Origin of the sequence: Streptomyces sp. NPDC001914 (assembly GCF_042891215.1) — a bacterium.
GTDB lineage: Bacteria > Actinomycetota > Actinomycetes > Streptomycetales > Streptomycetaceae > Streptomyces.
Map to the genome: position 1 here is coordinate 569,458 of NZ_JBIASW010000004.1, position 19,303 is coordinate 588,760.

21 protein-coding genes are annotated in these 19,303 nt (G+C 72.8%); 8 read left to right on the forward strand and 13 right to left on the reverse strand.

Annotated elements, in window-relative coordinates; translation table 11 throughout:
- Positions 1 to 144 precede the first annotated feature (144 nt).
- From ACFYYF_RS15025 to ACFYYF_RS15045, 5 genes are all read left to right on the forward strand, one after another.
- Complete coding sequence (locus ACFYYF_RS15025; RefSeq protein ID WP_388775491.1) at positions 145 to 891, forward strand: IclR family transcriptional regulator; 747 nt, start codon at positions 145 to 147, stop codon at positions 889 to 891.
- Positions 888 to 1,838, forward strand: coding sequence for an ornithine cyclodeaminase family protein (locus ACFYYF_RS15030; RefSeq protein WP_388775493.1), 951 nt, complete (start codon positions 888 to 890; stop codon positions 1,836 to 1,838). The genes ACFYYF_RS15025 and ACFYYF_RS15030 overlap by 4 nt, the downstream gene beginning before the upstream one ends.
- Positions 1,839 to 2,125: 287 nt before the next feature.
- Positions 2,126 to 3,010, forward strand: coding sequence for an oxygenase MpaB family protein (locus tag ACFYYF_RS15035; RefSeq protein WP_388775495.1), 885 nt, complete (start codon positions 2,126 to 2,128; stop codon positions 3,008 to 3,010).
- 100 nt (positions 3,011 to 3,110) lie between these two features.
- Positions 3,111 to 5,138 (forward strand): ATP-binding protein, encoded by a 2,028-nt coding sequence (locus ACFYYF_RS15040; RefSeq protein ID WP_388775498.1) that lies wholly within the window; start codon positions 3,111 to 3,113, stop codon positions 5,136 to 5,138.
- A 234-nt stretch (positions 5,139 to 5,372) separates the two neighbouring features.
- On the forward strand, positions 5,373 to 6,512 hold the full coding sequence (locus ACFYYF_RS15045) for a MerR family transcriptional regulator (protein ID WP_388775500.1): 1,140 nt from the start codon (positions 5,373 to 5,375) through the stop codon (positions 6,510 to 6,512).
- 78 nt (positions 6,513 to 6,590) lie between these two features.
- Here the strand turns inward: ACFYYF_RS15045 and ACFYYF_RS15050 are convergent, their stop codons facing one another.
- From ACFYYF_RS15050 to ACFYYF_RS15095, 10 genes are all read right to left on the reverse strand, one after another.
- Positions 6,591 to 7,799, reverse strand: a complete 1,209-nt coding sequence (locus ACFYYF_RS15050) for a cysteine desulfurase-like protein (RefSeq protein WP_388775503.1) — start codon at positions 7,797 to 7,799, stop codon at positions 6,591 to 6,593.
- 247 nt (positions 7,800 to 8,046) lie between these two features.
- The gene (locus tag ACFYYF_RS15055) at positions 8,047 to 8,325 is read right to left on the reverse strand and encodes a GlsB/YeaQ/YmgE family stress response membrane protein (protein WP_355773918.1); all 279 of its coding nucleotides are present in this window, start codon (positions 8,323 to 8,325) and stop codon (positions 8,047 to 8,049) included.
- 78 nt (positions 8,326 to 8,403) lie between these two features.
- Entirely contained in the window at positions 8,404 to 9,309 is a 906-nt protein-coding gene (locus ACFYYF_RS15060) for a YihY/virulence factor BrkB family protein (RefSeq protein ID WP_388775505.1), read from the reverse strand.
- 140 nt (positions 9,310 to 9,449) lie between these two features.
- The gene (locus ACFYYF_RS15065; protein WP_388775508.1) at positions 9,450 to 9,881 is read right to left on the reverse strand and encodes an ATP-binding protein; all 432 of its coding nucleotides are present in this window, start codon (positions 9,879 to 9,881) and stop codon (positions 9,450 to 9,452) included.
- Positions 9,878 to 10,249 carry an STAS domain-containing protein gene (locus ACFYYF_RS15070; RefSeq protein WP_388775511.1) on the reverse strand — a complete coding sequence of 124 codons (372 nt, stop codon included), beginning with the start codon at positions 10,247 to 10,249 and terminating at the stop codon, positions 9,878 to 9,880. Before ACFYYF_RS15070 ends, ACFYYF_RS15065 begins: the two co-directional genes overlap by 4 nt.
- Positions 10,250 to 10,349: 100 nt before the next feature.
- Positions 10,350 to 10,715 (reverse strand): PRC-barrel domain-containing protein, encoded by a 366-nt coding sequence (locus tag ACFYYF_RS15075; RefSeq protein WP_361680500.1) that lies wholly within the window; start codon positions 10,713 to 10,715, stop codon positions 10,350 to 10,352.
- Positions 10,716 to 10,853: 138 nt separating this feature from the next.
- Complete coding sequence (locus tag ACFYYF_RS15080; protein WP_388775514.1) at positions 10,854 to 11,237, reverse strand: STAS domain-containing protein; 384 nt, start codon at positions 11,235 to 11,237, stop codon at positions 10,854 to 10,856.
- Positions 11,234 to 12,343, reverse strand: coding sequence for a B12-binding domain-containing protein (locus ACFYYF_RS15085; RefSeq protein ID WP_388775517.1), 1,110 nt, complete (start codon positions 12,341 to 12,343; stop codon positions 11,234 to 11,236). Before ACFYYF_RS15085 ends, ACFYYF_RS15080 begins: the two co-directional genes overlap by 4 nt.
- Positions 12,340 to 14,007 carry a PP2C family protein-serine/threonine phosphatase gene (locus tag ACFYYF_RS15090; RefSeq protein ID WP_388775743.1) on the reverse strand — a complete coding sequence of 556 codons (1,668 nt, stop codon included), beginning with the start codon at positions 14,005 to 14,007 and terminating at the stop codon, positions 12,340 to 12,342. Before ACFYYF_RS15090 ends, ACFYYF_RS15085 begins: the two co-directional genes overlap by 4 nt.
- 144 nt (positions 14,008 to 14,151) lie before the next feature.
- Complete coding sequence (locus ACFYYF_RS15095) at positions 14,152 to 14,328, reverse strand: hypothetical protein (protein WP_192582574.1); 177 nt, start codon at positions 14,326 to 14,328, stop codon at positions 14,152 to 14,154.
- 209 nt (positions 14,329 to 14,537) lie between these two features.
- On the opposite strand from ACFYYF_RS15095, the gene ACFYYF_RS15100 reads away from it, so the two are divergent.
- Complete coding sequence (locus tag ACFYYF_RS15100) at positions 14,538 to 15,131, forward strand: DUF4383 domain-containing protein (RefSeq protein ID WP_388775520.1); 594 nt, start codon at positions 14,538 to 14,540, stop codon at positions 15,129 to 15,131.
- On the opposite strand, the gene ACFYYF_RS15105 is transcribed toward ACFYYF_RS15100, so the two are convergent.
- Both ACFYYF_RS15105 and ACFYYF_RS15110 read right to left on the reverse strand, forming a co-directional pair.
- Complete coding sequence (locus ACFYYF_RS15105) at positions 15,128 to 15,577, reverse strand: hypothetical protein (RefSeq protein ID WP_388775523.1); 450 nt, start codon at positions 15,575 to 15,577, stop codon at positions 15,128 to 15,130. The genes ACFYYF_RS15100 and ACFYYF_RS15105 overlap by 4 nt on opposite strands.
- Before the next feature lie 98 nt (positions 15,578 to 15,675).
- Positions 15,676 to 16,029, reverse strand: coding sequence for a DUF5133 domain-containing protein (locus ACFYYF_RS15110; RefSeq protein WP_388775525.1), 354 nt, complete (start codon positions 16,027 to 16,029; stop codon positions 15,676 to 15,678).
- 201 nt (positions 16,030 to 16,230) lie between these two features.
- Between ACFYYF_RS15110 and ACFYYF_RS15115 the strand changes: the two genes are divergently transcribed.
- Positions 16,231 to 16,800, forward strand: coding sequence for a Dps family protein (locus tag ACFYYF_RS15115; protein ID WP_388775528.1), 570 nt, complete (start codon positions 16,231 to 16,233; stop codon positions 16,798 to 16,800).
- An 85-nt stretch (positions 16,801 to 16,885) separates the two neighbouring features.
- Here ACFYYF_RS15115 and ACFYYF_RS15120 read toward each other — a convergent pair whose 3' ends face one another.
- The gene (locus ACFYYF_RS15120; RefSeq protein WP_388775531.1) at positions 16,886 to 17,821 is read right to left on the reverse strand and encodes an anti-sigma factor RsbA family regulatory protein; all 936 of its coding nucleotides are present in this window, start codon (positions 17,819 to 17,821) and stop codon (positions 16,886 to 16,888) included.
- A gap of 302 nt (positions 17,822 to 18,123) precedes the next feature.
- Between ACFYYF_RS15120 and ACFYYF_RS15125 the strand changes: the two genes are divergently transcribed.
- A complete protein-coding gene (locus tag ACFYYF_RS15125; RefSeq protein ID WP_388775534.1) occupies positions 18,124 to 19,005 on the forward strand; it encodes an RNA polymerase sigma factor SigF in 882 nt (293 codons plus the stop codon).
- The last annotated feature ends 298 nt before the right edge of the window (positions 19,006 to 19,303 follow it).

Consider the following 19,303-nt stretch of genomic DNA (forward strand, 5'->3'; position numbering starts at 1 on the left):
GTGTGCGGGCCTCGGCGGTCGCCGCCGCCGGGCCGATGGGCCGCTCGATGGATCTTGTTACGCTCTACGTAACAGACGTATCGTGTCTCGCAACATGCGCTACCGTACGCTCACATCTCACGACGTCACAAGGAGGGGCCGGAATTGCCCGAGGCACCCCGCAGCGCGGTGGACAAGGCCCTGGACCTGGTCGAGGCCGTGGCCCGCGCGTCCCAGCCACCGCGTCTCACCGACCTCGCCGAGGAGGTCGGGCTGCATCGCGCGACCGCCTACCGCGTGCTCGTCGACCTGGTCAGGCGCGGCTGGGTGCTGCGCGCCGGCGACCGCTATCTGCCGGGCACGGCCGTCCTGCACCTCTCGTCCTCGGCGGCCCGGAACTCGCTCGGCGCCCTCGCCGCGCCGGTCCTCACGACGCTGTCCGAGCACACCGGCCTGATGGTCAACCTCCAGGTGCCCGAGGCCGACCGGTCCCGCGTGATCGACGTCGTACGGCCCGACCGGCTGGCGATGATCAGCAGTCTGAACGGCCAGAGCCTGCCCGTTCACCGGTTCGCCGGCCCGCTCGCCCTCGTCGCCGCGCTGGCACCCGCCGACCGGGTCCCGTATCTGCGCGCCGCGGAGGAGTCCGGGCATCCGCTGGACGGACCGGACGGGCTGCTGGCCGACATCGAGGAAGCCGAACGCACCGGGTTCGCGGTCGAGTACGGGCGCAACGAACAGCCGGTCGCCTCGCTCGCCCGGGCCGTGGTCACCCGCCCGGGCGCGCCGGTCTGCGCCCTCACGCTGGTGGGGCTCGGCCCTGACTTCGGCGAGGCCCGGCTGCCCGGTCTGCGGGAGCGGCTGCGCGAGGCGACGGACGAACTGGCACGGATCCTGGAAGGCCCGGCATGAGCGAGATCCTCTTCCTCGACGCGGCGCGGACGCGCTCCGCACTCGACCCGCACCGGGTCCTGGCCGCCGTGACCACGGCCCTCGTCGCCATCGGCCGCGACGAGGTCTCCGTACCGCCGCGGATCGCCGCCCACACCCCGCACGGCCTGCTCGGCGCGATGCCCGGACATGTGCCCGGTCTCGGGCTCGCGGCCAAGCTGGTCTCCGTGTTCGCCGACCCCGCGCGGCCCGGTCGCAGCAGCCACCGGGGGATCGTCGCGCTCTTCGACGAGACCGACGGCCGCCCGCTGGCCCTGATGGACGCGGAGCCGCTGACCGAGATCCGTACCGCGGCGACCGCGACGCTGAGCGCCCGCGCGCTGGCCCGTCCGGACGTCGACCGGGTCGCCGTCGTCGGAACGGGCGCCCAGGCACGGGCCCAGATCGCGCTGCTCGCCGCCCTGGACCCGCAGACCCCCGTCTCCGTCGCGGGCCGTGATCCCGGGCGGGCCGGGAGCGCCGCCGCGCTGCACCCCGCCGGACGGGTCGCGGTGAGCATCGAGGAGGCGGTACGAGGGGCCGGCACGGTGTTCTGCTGCACCGGCGCCGTCCGCCCGGTGATCGACCGGGCCTGGCTCGCCCCCGGCACGCACGTCAGCTCGGTGGGCGGCTCCCACGGACCCGAGCTCGACCCCGGCACGGTCCGGGACGCCACCCTCTTCGCCGAGTGGCACGGCGCCGCCACGACCCGGCCCCCCTCCGGCGCCCACGAACTGCAGGACCTCCCGGCCGGGCGGAGCGTGACGCTGCTGGGCTCGGTCCTCGGCGGCGAACATCCCGGCCGGCGCGACGACGGCGAACTCACCCTGTTCAAGTCGACCGGCCACGCCGCTCTGGACGTCGCGGCCGCCCATGTCGCCGACTCCGTCGCCCGCGCCGAGGCGTGGGGCACCCGCGTCGCCCTGTGAGACGGCGGCGGGTGACGCCGGTCCCGGTCGTCCGGGCCGGCGTCGCGCGCAGGTCCGACGCGGGGCCGGGTCCGACGCGGGCCCGTGGACTTTCCGGCCTCGGTTCGGCCATGCTGAAGGTGTTTCCGCCGGTCCGGAGCGCGGCCCGGATCCCGCGGTCGGCGCCCGAGGTCGCGGCCCGGGGCCGGTCGCGATCCCGGACCCCGCGTTTCGCGGTCCACGACGGACGGCCGGGCCAGGACGGGCCACGGGCGCGACGGAGCACGACGCGGAGGAGGCCGGTGCCCATGAGACGGACCGGAACGGACGGCGGCGTCCGGGAACGGCTGGGCAGCGCTCTGTTCTCCCGGGTCGCGGGCCCGGAGGGACCGAAGAACCGCGCCCTCATCCACGGCACGCCCGGACCCCGCTGGTTCGGCCCGGACCGTCCCATCCGCACCGTGCACGGGGACGCGTCGATGTTCATCGGCGGCCTGTCCGCGCTGCTGCTCCAGTCGCTGCACCCGCTCGCCATGGCCGCCGTCTCCGCGCACTCGGGCTTCCGCGGCGATCCCTGGGGCAGACTCCAGCGCACCAGCACCTTCCTCGCGGTCACGACGTACGGGACGGCCGAGAGCGCCCAGGACGCCTGCGACCGGGTCCGGGCGGTCCACGAGCGGGTGCGCGGCGTGACCCCGGACGGGACGCCGTACCACGCGGCGGATCCCCACCTCCTCGCCTGGGTGCACGTCGCCGAGGTCGACAGCTTCCTGCGCGCGCACCAGCGGTACGGCGCGCGGCCGCTGGACCGGGCCGGGTGCGACGCCTACGTGGCGGACACGGCCCGTGTCGCCGCCGCGCTGGGCGTCCTCGACCCGCCCACGACAGTCGCCGGGCTCACCGACCGCCTGGCCTCCTACCGCGGCGAGGTCCGGGCGACGCCGCAGGCCCGGGACGCGGCGCGGTTCCTGTTGCTGAACCCGCCGGTGCCGCTCGTGGCACGGCTGCCGTACGGAGTGCTCGCCGCGAACGCGGTGTCCCTGCTGCCGCCCTGGGCGGCCGCCGAACTCCGGCTGCTGCGGCTGCCGTTGGTGGACAGCGTCTGCGTGCGCCCCCTCGGCAGCGCCTTCACCTCGGCCGTGCGCTGGGCGATGGCACCCCAGCGCGCTCGGACCGTCCGGGGGGTCGCCTGAGGGGCGCGCCGGCCCCGGCGCGCCTCCGCCCGCCCACGAACGCGGTACGGAGTCGGCGAAGTCGGCACACAGCGGACGTCAAGCCCGAAAGACTGTGCGTGTGCTGAGAAATCTGCCGTCCGTTCCGCCTGGATTCGTCGGTCGCCGGGGCGAACTCGCCCACCTGGAAGAAGCGTTGCGCGAGGAACGTGTCGTGACCCTCACCGGCGCGGGCGGTGTGGGCAAGAGCCGGCTGGCGCTCGAAGCGGCGGACCGGACGCTGGGCTCGGGGGAACGCGGGGTGGCGTGGGCCGATTTGTGGCCGTTGCGGGACGACCGGCTGCTCGTCGCGACCGTGGCCGACGCGGTGGACTTCGCGGACCACACGACCGACAAGGCGCTCGACTCCCTGACCGAATGGCTGGCCGACCGGGACGCGCTGCTCGTCCTGGACTCCTGCGAGCATCTGGTCGCCTCCTGCCGCCGCCTGGTCACCCGTCTCACCTCGGACTGCCCGCGCGTGACCGTTCTCGCGACGAGCCGGGAGCCGCTGGGCGTCACCGCTGAACACGTCGTCGCCGTGGACCCGTTGCCGGCGGCCACCGACGCCGTGGAGATGTTCCGCCTGCGCGCGGCCGCGGCGGGCACCCCGCTGTCCTCCCCGGCGGACCTCGTGGCCGTCGCCCGCCTGTGCGAAAGGCTCGAAGGCATGCCCCTGGCCGTCGAGTTGATCGCGGGCCAGCTCGCGCACCGCGGGGTCGAGGAGGTCGAGCTGGAGCTCGGCCGGCGCCTGGACATCACGGCGGAGGGCCCGCTGCCGGGGCCGCCGCGCCACCGGGCGGTACGGACGACGATCGGCTGGAGCCACGAACTGTGCGCGCCCGCCGAACGCCTCCTGTGGGCACGGATGTCGGTGTTCCGGGAGCCGGTGGACGCGCATACGGCACGCCTCGTGTGCGGCGGGGGCCCGCTGCCCGTGAACGACGTCGACCGGGCGCTGACGGGCCTGCTGCGGAAGTCGGTGCTGTCGAGCGCCGGTTCCGGGTACCGGATGCTCGACACCGTCCGGGAGTACGGCCGTATGTGGCTCGACCAGGTGGGCGAGGGCCAGGAGTCGGCGGACCGGCACGCCTCGCACTTCCTGGCGATGGCCCGCGACGCCCACGCAGGCTGGCTGGGAGACCAGCAGGAGCGGTGGTACGAACGGCTCGGCTCGGCGCACGCGGATCTGTGTGCGGCCCTCGACCACCTGCTCTCCGGGCAGCCGGACGCCGCTCTCGAACTGATCGGTCTGCTCGCGTTCCCGTGGAGCTGTTGCGGACATCTCAGGGAGGCGGCGGAGTACCTGGAGGACGCGCTGGCCCTGTCCGCCGCGTCCGGCCCGGTCAGGACGAGGGCCCTGTGGGCCCTGGGCGTCACCCGTGTCCTGCGCGGCGAACACGAACACGCGGGAGCGCTCGCCGTGTTCTGCCGGGACCGCGCGGCGCTCCAGGAGGACGTCGGGGGCATCCTGCACGCCGCCTACCTCCTGGGCCTGACCCACCTGCTGCGAGGGCGGCCCATGACGGCCAGACACGAGGTCGAGGGCGCTCTGCGGGAAGCAGGCGGGACGGCGTTCACCTCCGCGGGGCACGTTCTGTGCCACCTGGTCCGGGTGTTCGCGCTCACCGCGGAGGGGCTGCTGGACGAGGCACGCCGGGCGGCACAGGAGCTGCGGCGCGGCTGTGTCGAGCGCGGTGAGTGGTGGACGCGCTCGTACACCGACTACCAGCTCGCGCTCATCGCCCTCTTCGAGGACCGCGCGGAGGACGCCACCGCCCACGCCCTGTCGATGCTGGACGGCAAGCGGCACATCGGGGACAGCTTCGGCCTCGCGCTCGGCCTGGATCTGCTGGCTTCCGCCCTCGCCGCCCAGGGCGCGGGCGAAAGGGCGGTCGCCGCCTACGGCGCCGGGGAGACGTACTGGAGCGCGGTCGGCCATCCGCAGCGCGGCACACCCGAACTGGGTCCGGTGCGTGAACGCTACGAGGACACGGCCCGCTCGCTCCTCGGCGACGACCGCTACGAACAGGCCCTGCTGACCTCGGCGCTCAGCGATCCCGAGACGATCCTGCACCGCCTCCTCGACGGTCCCCGCGGGGGTTCCTGAAGGAGGGGCCGGACGGCCCCCGGGTGTCACGGCGGGCCGTTCGCTGCATCCGGGGGGCCTCCCCGGGCCGAAGCAGGGGTGAGCCCGGTGGACCGGCCGGGTCCTCTGCACGGCTCCCGAAAACGAGGCGAGGCCCGTCATGAACTGCCCCCACCGCGCACCGGGCCCCTCCGCCCCCGGGTGGGGCGTCGCCGCCGGGGCGTCGTCGCACCGCGTTCACACGGGAGCCGCGCCGTGGAACTGAGCGCCGAGGGCGAAACGGAGACCTCCGGTGCGGGGGTGACCACCGGATTCCTGGCGCGCAAACTCGGGGTGTCGCCCACGACGCTGCGCTCCTGGGACCGCCGGTACGGTCTGGGACCCGCCGTGCGGGCGGACGGCCGGCACCGCCGCTGGTCGCCAGACGACGTGGCCATGGTCCAGGAGATGTGCCGTCTGACCGCCGCCGGGCTGCCCCCCGCCGAGGCCGCCCGCGCCGCGAAGGAGACGGCCCGCGGCCGGGTCGCCGCGTCGCCGGCCCTCGCGGGCCCCACGCGAACCGCCGCTCGTGCGCGGACCGCGGCCCGTACACGGACACACGCTCCTGCCCGGACCGGTGCCCGGGTTCCGGAGGCGGCGTCGACGGCCGCTCCGGGCACAGGGACACCGGGATCGAAGCCGGGCGCCGGGCCGTCGGGCACCGGGAGCCCGCCGTCGGGGGACGCGGCCCAGGAGAGCCGGGGTCTGGCGCATGCCGCCGTACGGCTGGACGCCCCCGCCGTACAGGAACGGCTGGCGGCGGCGGTCCGCGCGCACGGACTGGCCCGGGCCTGGGAGGACGTGATGGTGCCCGCCCTGCGGGTGGTGGGCCGCAAGTGGGAGTCCTCGGGAGACCGTTACGTCGAGGTCGAGCACCTTCTGACCTGGCACGTCTCCGCCACCCTGCGGCACGCCTACGTGTCCGCGGCGCGGCAGGCACCGCCCGCCTCGGCATCGCCCGTCCTGCTGGCCTGCGTCCCGGGCGAACAGCACACCCTGCCCCTGGAGGCGCTCAACGCGGCGCTCGCGGAACGGGGCGTGCCCGCCGTGACCCTCGGCGGGGCCGTCCCGCCCGAGGCACTCATCGCGGCGGTGCAGCGCGTGGGTCCCCCGGCGGTCGTCCTGTGGTCGCAGTCGTGGTCCACGGCGAACCTGCCGCTCGCCCGGCACATCGCCGCCACGCGCTGGGGCGTACGCGGGGCCCGGACCCGGAGCCGGATCCTGCTGAGCGGTCCCGGATGGAGCACCGAGCCCGACCCGGGACTCCTGCGTCCGCACCACCTCGCCGATGCGCTGCGTCTGATCACCAGCCCGGAGGACGGGCCCGGCGAGGCCGGCGGCCACCCGACCGGGTGACATCACGTCGGACCGGGTGCCGTCGCGTCGGACGGCGCCCGGGACCACGGCCCTCCGGGCACGGACATCGCCCCGGGTCTACGAGCGCAGGAAGGCCGCCAGCCCCTCCAGCAGCCGGTCGACGTCGTTCGCGTCGTTGTACGGCGAGAGCCCGACGCGCAGACCCCCGGTGTCCCCGAGACCGAGGTGCCGGGACGCCTCCAGCGCGTAGAACGATCCGGCGGGCGCGTGCACACCACGGCCGGCCAGGAACACGGAGGCGTCCGCCGCCTTCCGTCCGTCGAACGTGAGCAGCAGGGTGGGGGTGCGCTCGGCCGCCCGGGAGCGGACGGTGACGCCGGGCAGTTCGGAGAGGCCCGCCTCCAGCCGCTCGCACAGCGCTCCTTCATGGCGCTCGACGGCCGCGAAGGCCGTGCGCAGACGGTCCCTGCGCCCGCCCGCCGTCTCGCCCGAGAGTCCGGCGAGAACGTCGATCGCGGCGATGGTGCCGGCGAGCAACTCGTAGGGAAGTGTGCCCAGTTCGAACCGCTCGGGAACCGTGTCGGTGGACGGCAGCAGCTTGTCCGGGTGCAGTCGCTCCAGCAGTTCCGGGGAGGCGGCGAGGACACCGTGGTGCGGGCCGAGGAACTTGTAGGGCGAGCACACGAAGAGGTCGGCGCCGAGCCGGGCGACGTCCACGAAGGCGTGCGCCGCGTAGTGCACCCCGTCCACGTGGAGCAGTGCCCGGGGGTGACGGTGGACCAGGTCGGCGATCGCGGCGACGTCGGGCACGGTCCCCGTCAGGTTCGAGGCGGCGGTGACCGCGACCAGCCGGGTGCGCTCGGTCAGCAGGGCGCCCACCGCCGAGGGCGCGAGTTCGGCCGACTCCGGGTCGAAGTCCGCCCAGCGCACCTGGGCGCCCGCCCGCTCGGCCGCCTGGATCCAGGGCCGGATGTTGGCGTCGTGGTCGAGACGGCTGACGACGACCTCGTCCCCGGGTGCCCAGTCCTTGGCGAGCGCCCGGGCGAGGTCGTACGTGAGCTGGGTGGCGCTGCGGCCGAAGACGACACCGGACGGATGACCGCCCACCAGGTCGGCCACGGCCTGCCGAAACCCCTGGACCAGGTTCTCCGCGTTCACCTCTCCCGGTGTCAGGCTCCCCCGGATCGACAGCGGTCCGGTGAGCGCGTCCGCGATCGCCCCCGCCACCCGGGCCGGGGTCTGGGTTCCGCCCGGCCCGTCGAAGTGCGCGACACCGGAGAGCAGGGCGGGGATCTCGGCACGCAGCGCGCCGACGTCGTACGTCACTCGGACTCCTCACTGGCCGCGTCGCGGTCCGTGCCCTTCGGCCCGGAACGGGTCCGCCGGGCGGGAGCCCGTGACCGGGCCGGCCCGCGCGTTCTCCGGTGATCATGACAGGAGGCCCGCCGCGGTGGGAAGGCGCGGAGCCCCGGGCGCGCCCCGAGGCGTGCCGAACGGCCTGGGGCCGGCACCGGAGTTCCCGGTGCCGGCCCCAGGCCGTGGGTGATGTCGTACCGAACGGGCCAAAGCCCGTTCACGCGTGGCGGTGCGACCGGCTGTTGCCCGTCAGGACCCGGTACAGAACCAGGAGGATCAGCGATCCCGCGATGGCGGCTATCCAGGTCGACAGGTCGAAGAACCCGTCGATCGAGTCGACGCCGAAGATGACCTTGCCCAGCCAGCCGCCGAGCAGACCGCCCGCCACGCCGATCAGCATGGTGATGATGATCCCGCCCGGGTCCTTGCCCGGCAGGAGCAGCTTCGCGATGGCACCGGCAAGCAACCCGATCAGAATCCAAGCGATGATGCCCACAGTTCCTCCATCGTCCGTACGTTCATGTGGCTTCCTCACTCCGTGTGCGCCGTCCCGGCCGGAACAAACCTGTGAACCTCAGACCGTCGCCTGATTCCTCGCCGCCGCGGCCTTGTCCAGTTCGGCCGTGAACTGCGCGCCGGCGAGCAGCGCGAGGTTGGAAAGCCACAGCCACACGAGGAAGACGACGAGGCCCGCGAGAGAGCCGTAGAGCCGGCTGTAGGCGCCGAAGACGGAGGCGTACAGGGCGAATCCGGCCGAGACGGCGAGCCAGAGGACGGCGGCCAGGACACCGCCGGGAAAGCTGTGCCGTCGCCGGCGGGCGGGCGGCGGTCCGGTGTGGAACACGACGAGGACCAGAAGGACCACCAGGCACGTCAACAGGGGCCAGCGGAGCAGGTTCCAGACCAGCGCCACCGTGCCGTCGACACCGAGGACACGGCCGGCAGCCTCGGCCACGGGTCCGGTCAGCAGCAGGAGGAGCGCGCTGACGACGAGCAGGCCGAGGAGCGCCAGCGCGGTCAGCACCAGCCGGGGCGCGGTGCGCCAGGCCGAGCGGTGGTCCGCCGCGTCGTGCATGCGGTGCAGGGCCCGCCGGAACACGGCGAGGTAGCTCGACGCCGACCACAGCGCGCTCGCCGCGCCGGTGACCAGCAGCGTCCAGGCGGCGGACCGCTGCCGCAGCATCTCCCCCAGCGCCCGGTGCAGCTCGGTCCCCGACTGCGCGGGCGCGTACGCCGTGACGTGGGCGATGAACTGCTCCGCGGTGCCCGGACTGATCAGGCCGAAGGCGATGACCATGACCAGCAGGGCCGGGAGCACCGCGAGGATCGCGTAGTAGGTCAGCGCGGCCGCCCAGTCGGACACGTCGTCGTTCCACATGGAGACCGGGGTGCGGCGCAGGGCCGGCCACCAGGAGGTGGGCAGCCGGGGCCCGTACCGGCGCCGCCGCGCGGGGCGGACCGCCTCGATGACACTGTTCATGCCTCACCTCTCCGCGCCGGTCCGGCCGGCGTTCCGGACCCCGTGTCCGGCGGAGTCGGTCGAGGCTCTTCTTCCACGCGCGCGTCCCCTTACGCCCACTGACCTCGCACGCGGCGACCGGCGGGACGCGTGGGACCGCTTCAGGTCAGCGGGACGAAGACGTGGATCGTCTTGCCGCCCCCGGGGCACGGCTCGACGGTGACGGCGGCGGAGAGGCGGATGATCAAGGGCCAGCCGTATCCGCCCGTCCGGTTCGTGTGCGGGATCTCACCGGTGCCCTGGGCCTCGGCCGGCACGACGTCGCTGTTGTCGCGCACGGCGATGCGTATGCCCCCGTCGGCCGGCGTCGCGTCGAATCCGGCGAGCCCGCCGCCGTGCCGGATCGCGTTGGTGACCAGTTCCGAGACGACGAGCAGCAGGTCGACGACGGCGTCCGGGTTCGGTCCGCCCGTCCGGCCGTCCTCGCGCACCAGGGCCCGTACGTGGTCGCGTGCGGTCGCGGCGCTCGTGACCGCGACGACACCCGCTCCCGGACTCGGCCCGGCCTGCGCCCGGTGGTTGACCGGGTTCATCGCCCGGTCGCCGGGTCCGGGAGTTCCAGCGCCGCTCCGACACTGTCCGCGAGGACGAAGAAGGCATCGGTCCCCGTCACGTCGAACAACCTCCGGACGATGTCGCTGAAAGGTCCGCAGACCACCATGAGCGTGCCGCGGGCCCGGTGCGCGCGCTGCGCTTCGAGGAGGACGTGCAGGATCGACGAGTCGGCGAACTCGGTGCCGGACAGATCGACCACCGTGCGTTCCGGGCCCGCCCGGTCCGCCAGGCTCAGGGCCTCTTCCAGCCGGAAGGCGCTCGCGTGGTCGATGTCGCCGCCGACGCGCACGACGAAGGCGTCCTCGGCCGCCCCGAGCGTCACGGTGGCTTCCAACCCGTCGGACATGTGCACACTCTTTCTCGTCCGCTCCCACCAGGGAGCCAGGTCTTCCAGGTGCGGTGGCCGGCCGCCGCACGCACACCACCGTATGTCGTCATGCGAGGGATCATGCGGGCTGCCTCGGCGGGAGGCCCCGGTAGTAGGTCCCCACGCTGGACAGGTACGCGGGGTCCGAGGTCTCGCGGTCGGTCCTGAACACGGGCGCCGACTTGATCTCCTCGCGGGTGCAGGCGACGGTGATCTTCTGGGACTCCGTGTCGATGCCGGCGACGACGCCCACGGGCACGAGCACGCTCTTGCCGAACACCCAGACGCCGGTGTCGACGACCAGGTGACGCATCCCCGAGTCGTCGGCCTGCCGGTCGACATGCCCTATGGTCCCGTCGGTCGCCTCGACGCTGTAGCCGGCCAGTTCGTGCGCCTCGGGGTGGTTGAACTCCGGTGCGTACGCCCAGATTCTGTCGATCGTCATGTCTTCCTCCGTCAGCTCGCCGGGTCGCTCAGGGCCCCCAATACCCCACTATCCGGCGGGCATTCGGCGGAATGCGGCGAATCGACGGGGAGTCCTGTGCCGTTCACCCGCGTGCGTGACGGTTGGGACGGCGCGGTGTCAGCCGGTCCCGGGACTGCGCTCCCCGCCGCTCTCCTCGCGGAGTGCGGTGAGGTGCTCCAGCGTTCCCGTGATCTCCAACAGCCTGTCCATGCCGCGGGGCCGCTGGTCGAGGTACAGGCGCACACCAGCGGCGTCGGTACGGCGACGGATCATCAGCAGGGCGGACAGGCCCATGGAGTCGATGCTGCCGAGACCGGCGAAATCGACGCGCAGCTCGCTGATTTGTCCCTCGGGGTTCCGAGGGGGGACGAGGTACTGGTCGACGGTCCTCGTCAGCTCGTCGCACGTCTCGTGGTCGAGGTCTCCGCCGACGTGGATCACGAGCGCGGAGGGCTGGACGTCGACGGTCAGCGTGAAGGCGGGGGGATGCGAAGTGGTCATGCGGGCTTTCCGGGGCCGGGGATCGTGGATGGCGGCGTTCGGTCTCCGAGCGCCTCCCGCGCGTGGGCCAGTGTGTGGCAGGCGCGCGGGAAGTCCTTCAGTTGCAGGGTCAGCAGGTCCAGGGCGGGGTCCAGGCTCCGCGCGGGGACACCGCGGGCGGTGAGGATGTCCGCGGTCCAGAGGATGAATCGCGTGAACAGTTCCTCGTCGGCGACGTACAGCGACGTGGCCAGGTACTCGACGATGTGCGCGAGGTCCTCGGCGGTGTGCCGCCGCTGCCGTTCGGTGTAACGGCGCATCGGCTCGAACCGGTCCTCCAGGTCCGCCAGTGTCTGCTTGACGAGCTGGTGGGTCGACCCGGCGACGATCGTGTACTCCTGGTCGGCCAGGTGCGGCAGGTCGTCCACGGTGTGGTGGACACCCGGAGGGCCCGGACGGTCGAGGCCCCGTTCCAGGACCTCTGCCGCGCCCCGGGCGTCGGGCGCCCAGCCGTCGGCGCCCAGGGCACGGGCGTACCTGCCGTCGGGGCCGAAGGCGGCGCCGCCCGCGATGACGGGCACGCCGGCCGCCTGGCAGGCCGTGACCGCCATGTGCGCGGTGGGCAGATGGGTGGGGATCGAGGAGGACAGCGCCACCGCACGCGGCCCCGTCCGGTGCAGGTGCGCGATGAGGTGCGGGGTGGGCACGTGCGCTCCGAGGAAGTCCACCCGCCAGCCGCGCAGCCGCAGCACCTCCGCGAGAAGCCTGGCGGGCAGGGCGTGCCACTCGCCGTCGACGCAGGCGACGGTGACCCGGGGACCGCTCGGCGCCACGGCCGGGCGGTCGGGACGGTGGGCGAGGACCGCGATGACCCGCTCGTGGATGGCTGTCGCGGTGTGCTCCTGCGCGACGGTGAGCCGGTTGGCCGCCCACTCCGTGCCGACTCTGGCCTGCACCGGTGCGATCAGGTCGAGCAGCACGGTCTCGGCGTCGGCCGACGCGTCCAGCGCGTCGAGGACGACGGCCGCGGCCCGGCCCTCGTCGCCCTGGAGGACCGCCGACCACAGGTGTTCGCGGGCGGCACCGAGCGACAGGGCGCCGGGGTGCTGTCGGGGAGGTGAGCTCATGCTGTGTACCTGCCCCGAGTGTGGCCGTTCACCGCACTCAGGTGCGCGTGGTGGGGTGCGGTGATCGCGACCGTGGCCATGTCGTCGTGGCCGCCGCGTCCGACCCATTGCGCGGCGAGCATCTGGATGTGCTCCACGACGGCCTCGGCGGGCATGCCGGCACATTCCGCGAGTGCCGTCTCCAGCCGCCGGACGCCGAAGAATTCGTCTCCGAGCGGGCCTCCCCTGGCCTCGGTGATGCCGTCCGTGAAGAAGAGACAGGTCTCGCCGGGCGCCAGTTCCACACCGACCGTGGTGGAACTGACGTCCCAGAACGCGCCGATGAGGGTCCCGCGTGTCCTGGCCTGCTCGACCGCGCCGTCGGCCCGCACGATCAGCGGAGGGGGGTGTCCCGCGCTGGTGACCCGCAGATGGACGATGCCCGCGCGGCGCACCACGGAGGCCATGGCCAGGGTGGCGAAGCGGGTGTGGTGGGAGTTCATGAGCGCGCCGTTGAGCAGTCCGAGCAGCCGCTGGTGGTCCTCGGCGAGCGGCAGGAGCGCCTGCACCGTGTTGCGGATCTTGCCGGTCAGGACGGCGGCCTCGAGTCCCTTGCCGCAGACGTCACCGAGGACGACGAGGGATTCCTGTCCCTCGTCGGCCGCGGGGTGGACGTCGTAGAAGTCGCCGCCGACGCGTTCGGCGTGGCCCGCGGGGCGGTAGCGTCCGGCGAACTCGACTCCGTGCACCGCGTGCAACTGGGGCGGCAGCAGCTCACGCATCAGCGTCGCGGTGATGGCGGCCTGTTCGGCGTACATGCGGGCCGCGGACATGGCGGCTCCGGCGCGTGAGGCGAAGAGCCGGGCGAAGATCTCCTCGCTCTCGGTGAAGGCGGCGTGCCGGCTCGACCGGAGCAGGATCAGGGCGCCGGCGGGCACGCCGTGTCCGGGCAGCGGTGTCACGACGGCCGAGCCGACGGGTTCGGTGAACCCCTCCGGCACGACCCATCCGGGAACCGTGGCCGGGTCGATCCAGCGGGACGGCACGGGAGGGAATCCGCGCAGGGCCTCACCGAGCCCCGGCAGCTGCTGTACGTCGTTCTGCACCGTCCGGTGCACGACGGCGCCGTCGGGTCCGCAGAACGTGAGCTGGACCTTGCGCCCGCGCGGCGGGGCGACGATCACGGCTGCGTCGGCGAGGTGCTCGGCGGCCAGCTCCGCCGTCACCTCCATGCACCGTTCGACGTTCAGCGAGGAGAGCAGGGCGCTGGAGGCACCGGCGAGGAAGGTGGCGCGCTGCCGCTCGGTCCTCAGGGCGTCCTCCGCCAGGCGCCGGTCGGTGTCGTCGACCAGCCACCAGACGACGTCGCCGTCACCGGTGCGGGTGGGGTGCGCCTCGAAGGTACGGTCGCCGACGGCGCCGTGCACGAACGCGACGGGACCGGGGTCCCGGGGGCCGGGCACGACGGCCCGCAACCGTGTGTGGGCGTCGGCGATCCACGCGGGGACCACGTCCTGCAGCCACGCCCCGGCGATCGCCTCGGGGAAGAGCCTGGCCGCGGCGTCGTTGGTGTCGACCACACCGCCGGACCGGTCGGCGACCACCACGGGGTAGGGGGCGGCACCCCACGTGGCGGCCTTGCCGGCGCCCGGCGGGCCGGGGGGAGGTTGCTGGGAAGTGTCCACGAGCAAGGGCCCGCTCCGCGAGCCCACCACCTTTCCGCGCGACAGATTGTTTCCGTCCGACAACCATCTCCCGAGGGAGTGCGTCACGGCAAGTCACCCCCGCGAAGTCACACGAAAAGAGGCCGCTGCGGCCGGTGACGTCCGTCAGCGCCGACGGCTGCGCGTCGTCCAGCCGCCACCGACGCCCGAAAGGTGAAGAGCCAGCAGGGCAAGGCCTATGAGCATGACATTGGTCGACGTGAACACGTGGTTCGTCGAGACGTCGCCGGCGTTGATCAGGAAGGCGATGAACAGCAGGACGGCGGCGGCTATGCCGAGCATGGGGACTCCTTGTGAAGATCCGGTCGTCGAGTGATGGAGTCCGGATGCCCCGATATGGCATTCCGACACCGCGCCGTGCGCGAAATCACCGCAGTCGCCACCCCGAACAGAGTGCAACCGCTCAGCGGCATTTCACGGAAGAGAAGGACGAAAGACGTGAAACGGACACCGTGTGACGGTGTTCCTCCCTGCGTACGAAGGGACGGGCGATGAAGCTCCAGGACGAACTGCCCCTCGACCACCACCTGGCCTCCGTGTACCGGTGGGGCGCCGCCTTCTGCGGGGTGGTCCTGCTCGTCTTCGGCGTCCTCGGCTTCGCCGACGAACTCAGTCCGTTCAACACGAACGGGGACAGCATCGCGGGCATGTCGACCAACGGCGCCCTCAGCCTGATCTCCGTGGTCATGGGCGTGATCCTGATCGCCGGTGCCGTCGTCGGCGGGAACGTCGCCTCCACGCTCAACATGACGGTGGGAACCCTGTTCCTGATCAGTGGATTCGTCCACATCTTCATCCTCGACCGGCCCGCCAACATCCTCGACTTCGGCATGACCAACGTCGTCTTCAGCTTCGTCATGGGGCTGGTGATCCTGACGTTCGGCATGTACGGGCGCGTGTCGAGCAAGCTGCCGCACGACAATCCGTACTGGCAGCGCCGCCACCCGCACGAGGCCGCCCGGGAATCCCTCGCCCGAAGCGGCCCGGCCCCGCAGGGCGCGCTGCCGGCCGGCCCGGGGCACGGCGGGCGGCACTTGACCGGGGCGGATTCGCCCGCCAAGCGCCGCCACGGGCCGCCGTCCTAGGAAACGCTCCCGGCCGAAGCCCCCGCGTCCTCCCGGGCGACCGGACCCTCCGCCGGTCCGGTCGCCCGCCACACGCTCTCGTGGTCCTCGGCCAGTCCGAGTCCGGCCAGGCCCTTGAGATGCCCCAGCACCGTGGAGCGCCGGAAGCCCACGGCCTCGGTGAGCTCGGCGACCTCGACCCCGCCCGCGCCCGCTTCCGCGAGACGCTCCCACGTGCGTACGGCATGACGGCTCAGACCGCTCTCGGTCACCGTCCTGGACACGGCCTCGGCCCGTTCCCCGTTCGTGTCCTGCCCGGGAATGGGAGGCTTGGCACGCGCCGGCCGCGGGTCGGCCGCGGCGGCGCTCACCTGCTCCCGGGCCTCACGCGGCGATCTGCTCGGTCCGACCGGACGCGGCGTCATGTTCACCTTGCGGTGCCTGCGGCCCTTGCTGTGTCGGCTCATCGATTCCTCATCTCCGCCTCGACGATGCTCACAGCAGGAGAACGAGCGGGAGACGACTAGGTAGTTCAGCCGTTCGACGGACAGGAACCGCGCGGTGCTCAGTGGAGCGGACCGGACAGATCCAGCGACCGGCCGTTCAGCGTCCGCACCTCGGTGTGCGGCCGGGCGAGCGGAGGGACGGCCGCGGACACCGCCTTGGGCGCCGGGGACGGCGCGCCGGCCAGCGACGGGGCCTGCCGCGCCTCCCGCCGCTTCTCCCCCGCCGCGAGCAGGGCGTCCGCCGCGGCGACGGCCTCCCGCACTCCGGTCGTTCCCGTCATCACACACAGGGTGTACGTGACGTCCTCCAGGCCGCGGGCCGTCTCGGGGGTCTCCTTCTCTGCATACGCGATCTTCAGGGCCGCGTAGCGGGTCAGCAGCCTCCGGACAACCTTCGGGTCGGGCACGAGCACGGCGAGGGCTCCTCTCTCGAGTTTCCGACCGTGTGCCCGGGTTCGCGACGGTTCATTCGCAACAGCCGCACCGGACAACCTATTTGGCCCAACGCCGTCCCATTGAAGGGATTCCGTCACCCTGCGGTCCGCCGTCCGCGGGAGGGCCCGCCGACCGGGCGGAAGGTGTGGCACGGGGAAACCAGGGCACTTGGAGCCACCATGACGACCTCCACGACTCCGCACTACACGGTCCCCGGCGTCAGCACGCAGGACGGCGGCCGGATCATCGACGTACTGAGCATGCGGCTGCACGCTCTCAACGACCTGTCGCTCACGCTGAAACACATCCACTGGAACGTCGTGGGCCCTCACTTCATCGCCGTGCACGAGATGCTCGACCCGCAGGTGGACCGCGTCCGCGCCATGGCGGACGACACCGCCGAGCGGATCTCCGCCCTCGGCGGGGTTCCGCACGGCACACCGGGCGCGCTCGTCGCCGAACGGACCTGGGACGACTACAGCGTCGGCCGCGCCGACGCCATCGCCCACCTCGGCGCCCTCGATCTCGTCTACACCGGGATCGTCGAGGAGCACCGCGCCGCCGTGGCCGAGGTCGGCAAGATCGACCCGGTGACCGAGGACCTCCTCATCGAGCAGCTGCGCGCGCTCGAACAGTTCCAGTGGTTCGTCAGGGCACATCTGGAGAGTTCGGGCGGTTCCCTGTCGCAGGCCGGGGCCCGCACGGAACGCGAGGCCGCTCGTTCGGCCGAGCGGGGCGCCGCGGGCTAGCGGGCCAGAGGACCGAACACGCGGGCGAGGGGGCCCGGCCCGGAGCACGGTCCGGGCCCCCTCGCCCGCGCTCGTACCGGGCCGGTCAGGCGCGTCCGATGTAGCTGCGCACCGTGGTTCCCGCGGCGTCGGTGTGCACCCGGACGAGGTCCGAGAGGAAGTTCACGAGGAACAGGCCCCGTCCGCCGATCTGGTCGGGACGCACGGGATGCCGGCCGGCCAGGGGATCGCCGATCCGTCCGCCGTCCCGTGTCTCGCACACGATCTGCTCGCCCTCGGCCCAGAGCCTCAGGGTTCCCGAACCGCCCCCGTGCACGACGCTGTTGGTCGTCAGTTCCGAGACGACCAGGTTCAGATCGTGCAGCCGGACCGCCGTCATCCCCAGGCCCCTGGCCTCGGCCAGGGCGAAGTCGCGGGCGACGGGCAGGAGTTCGGCGTCGAAGGCGACCGTCGCCGCACCGGGCGGATGGCTCAGCACGCGGTTGAAGCGGGCCAGTGCGCCGTCCGGGTCGTAGGCCGAGCTGACGCACTGCCGCCCGGCACCGATCACGACGGGGTGGGTGGCGTGGGCGTCGGCGATCACGCCCTGGGCGAGGGCACGGGCGTCGTACGGGCACAGGATGGTCACGTCCCGTCCGGCGAACGCCCTGTTGATCAGCGCTTCGTGCTGGACGCAGGCCGGGTACTCCGCCTCCGTGCGGCCGGCCCAGACGGGCTCGCCGATGATCCGTACATGGACGTCCCGGTGGTCGTCGGCGAACGCCCGCAGGACGGAGGGGATGATCCGGCCGGGGTTCCGGCCGGCCCGCTCCATGTCGATCCAGCGGACGCCGGCGCCGAGCGGTCCCATCGCCTCGCGGACGAGTCCGAGCCGCCGGGCGGGAACGGCCACCGCCACCGGCTCACCCGCGGCTACGCCGTCGGAGACGAACCGTGTCATCTCCTGCACGTACTCGAGGTCGTCGCGGTAGACGAGCGCGGGGTGGACGAAGGGATCGCCGCGGAGTGTCGCCGTCGTCATGCCCCGACCACCGGGCCCCGGGGCCGGATTCCGGCGCGTTGTGCCGCTTCGGGGCACGCCAGGGACGAGCGCGTCTGCGCCCGGCCGACTCCCCGTTCGATGCTCACGGACTCACCCCGGAACTCATTTTACGTCGCCGCATCCGAACGGTGTCCCCGGGACGAAGTAATCGCTGACCCGGGGTCAGGGGGAGGCGGGACGTACGCGTTCCGCGGAATTCCGAAACCGGGTGGCATGAGCGGTGTGAGGCGGGGCAGACGGGCCCTGTCATCAATTCCTTAGGACGATGTGGGGTGGACGGCATGGCAGCCGTGACGGCAGTGCGGGCGACGGACACGGCGCACCAGGCAGTGACGGCCACGGAAGGCGTCCTTCCGCAGATCGACGAGCCGCTGAAGATCAGCCCGAAGGACGCGCGGGAGCTGTCCCGTCAGTTCTTCGACCGGCTGGCCGTCCTGGAGGAGGGCACGCACGAGCACCAGTACGCGCGCAACACCCTCATCGAGATGAACCTCTCCCTCGTCCGGTACGCGGCCGCGCGCTTCCGCAGCCGCAGCCAGGGCGAGATGGAGGACATCGTCCAGGTCGGCACGATCGGGCTCATCAAGGCCATCGACCGTTTCGAGCTGTCCCGCGAGGTCGAGTTCACCTCCTTCGCGGTTCCCTACATCGTCGGTGAGATCAAGCGGTTCTTCCGCGACACGAGCTGGGCCGTGCACGTGCCCCGGCGCCTGCAGGAGGCCCGCGTCGAGCTCGCCAAGGCGACGGAGGAACTGCGCACCCGCCTCGGCCGCACCCCCACGACGCGTGAACTGTCCGCGTTGATGTGCCTGTCCGAGGAAGAGGTCATCGAGGCCCGCAAGGCCTCGAACGGCTACAACTCCTCCTCGCTCGACGCCGCCCTCACGGCCGACGGCGGCGCGGACGGCGAGGCGGTCCTCGCGGACTTCATCGGCGAGGAGGACGCGGCGCTGGAACTCGTCGAGGACTTCAGCTCCCTGGCTCCCCTGATCGCCCAGCTCGACGACCGGCAGCGCCGGATCATTCACCTGCGTTTCGTCGAGGAGCGCACCCAGGCGCAGATCGGCGAGGAGCTCGGCATCTCGCAGATGCACGTCTCCCGGCTGATCACGCGCATCATCAAGCGGCTGCGCGCCGGGCTCCTCGATCCCGCGGTCGCCTGACGTCTCAGCACGTCACGGCCCGTACGCATCTCCCGTGGGCCCGCCCCGGACTCCGGTCCGGGGCGGGCCCACGGGATTTCGCGTACGCGGTCCCCCCGACCGGGAACGAGAGGGTCCTGTGTATCCCGTTCACGCGAGGTTATTCCTGCGACCGGCGACATTTTCGGGCCCCCGGAGAATTCCCTCCCACGCTTTGTTCCGTCCTCGCTCCCTGGGTTAGCCTGCGGCGTATTTTCTTGATGGGATGACCCGTGATCTGCGGGAATCCCACGGGCAGGCACCGGCCGTCCGTGGGCCC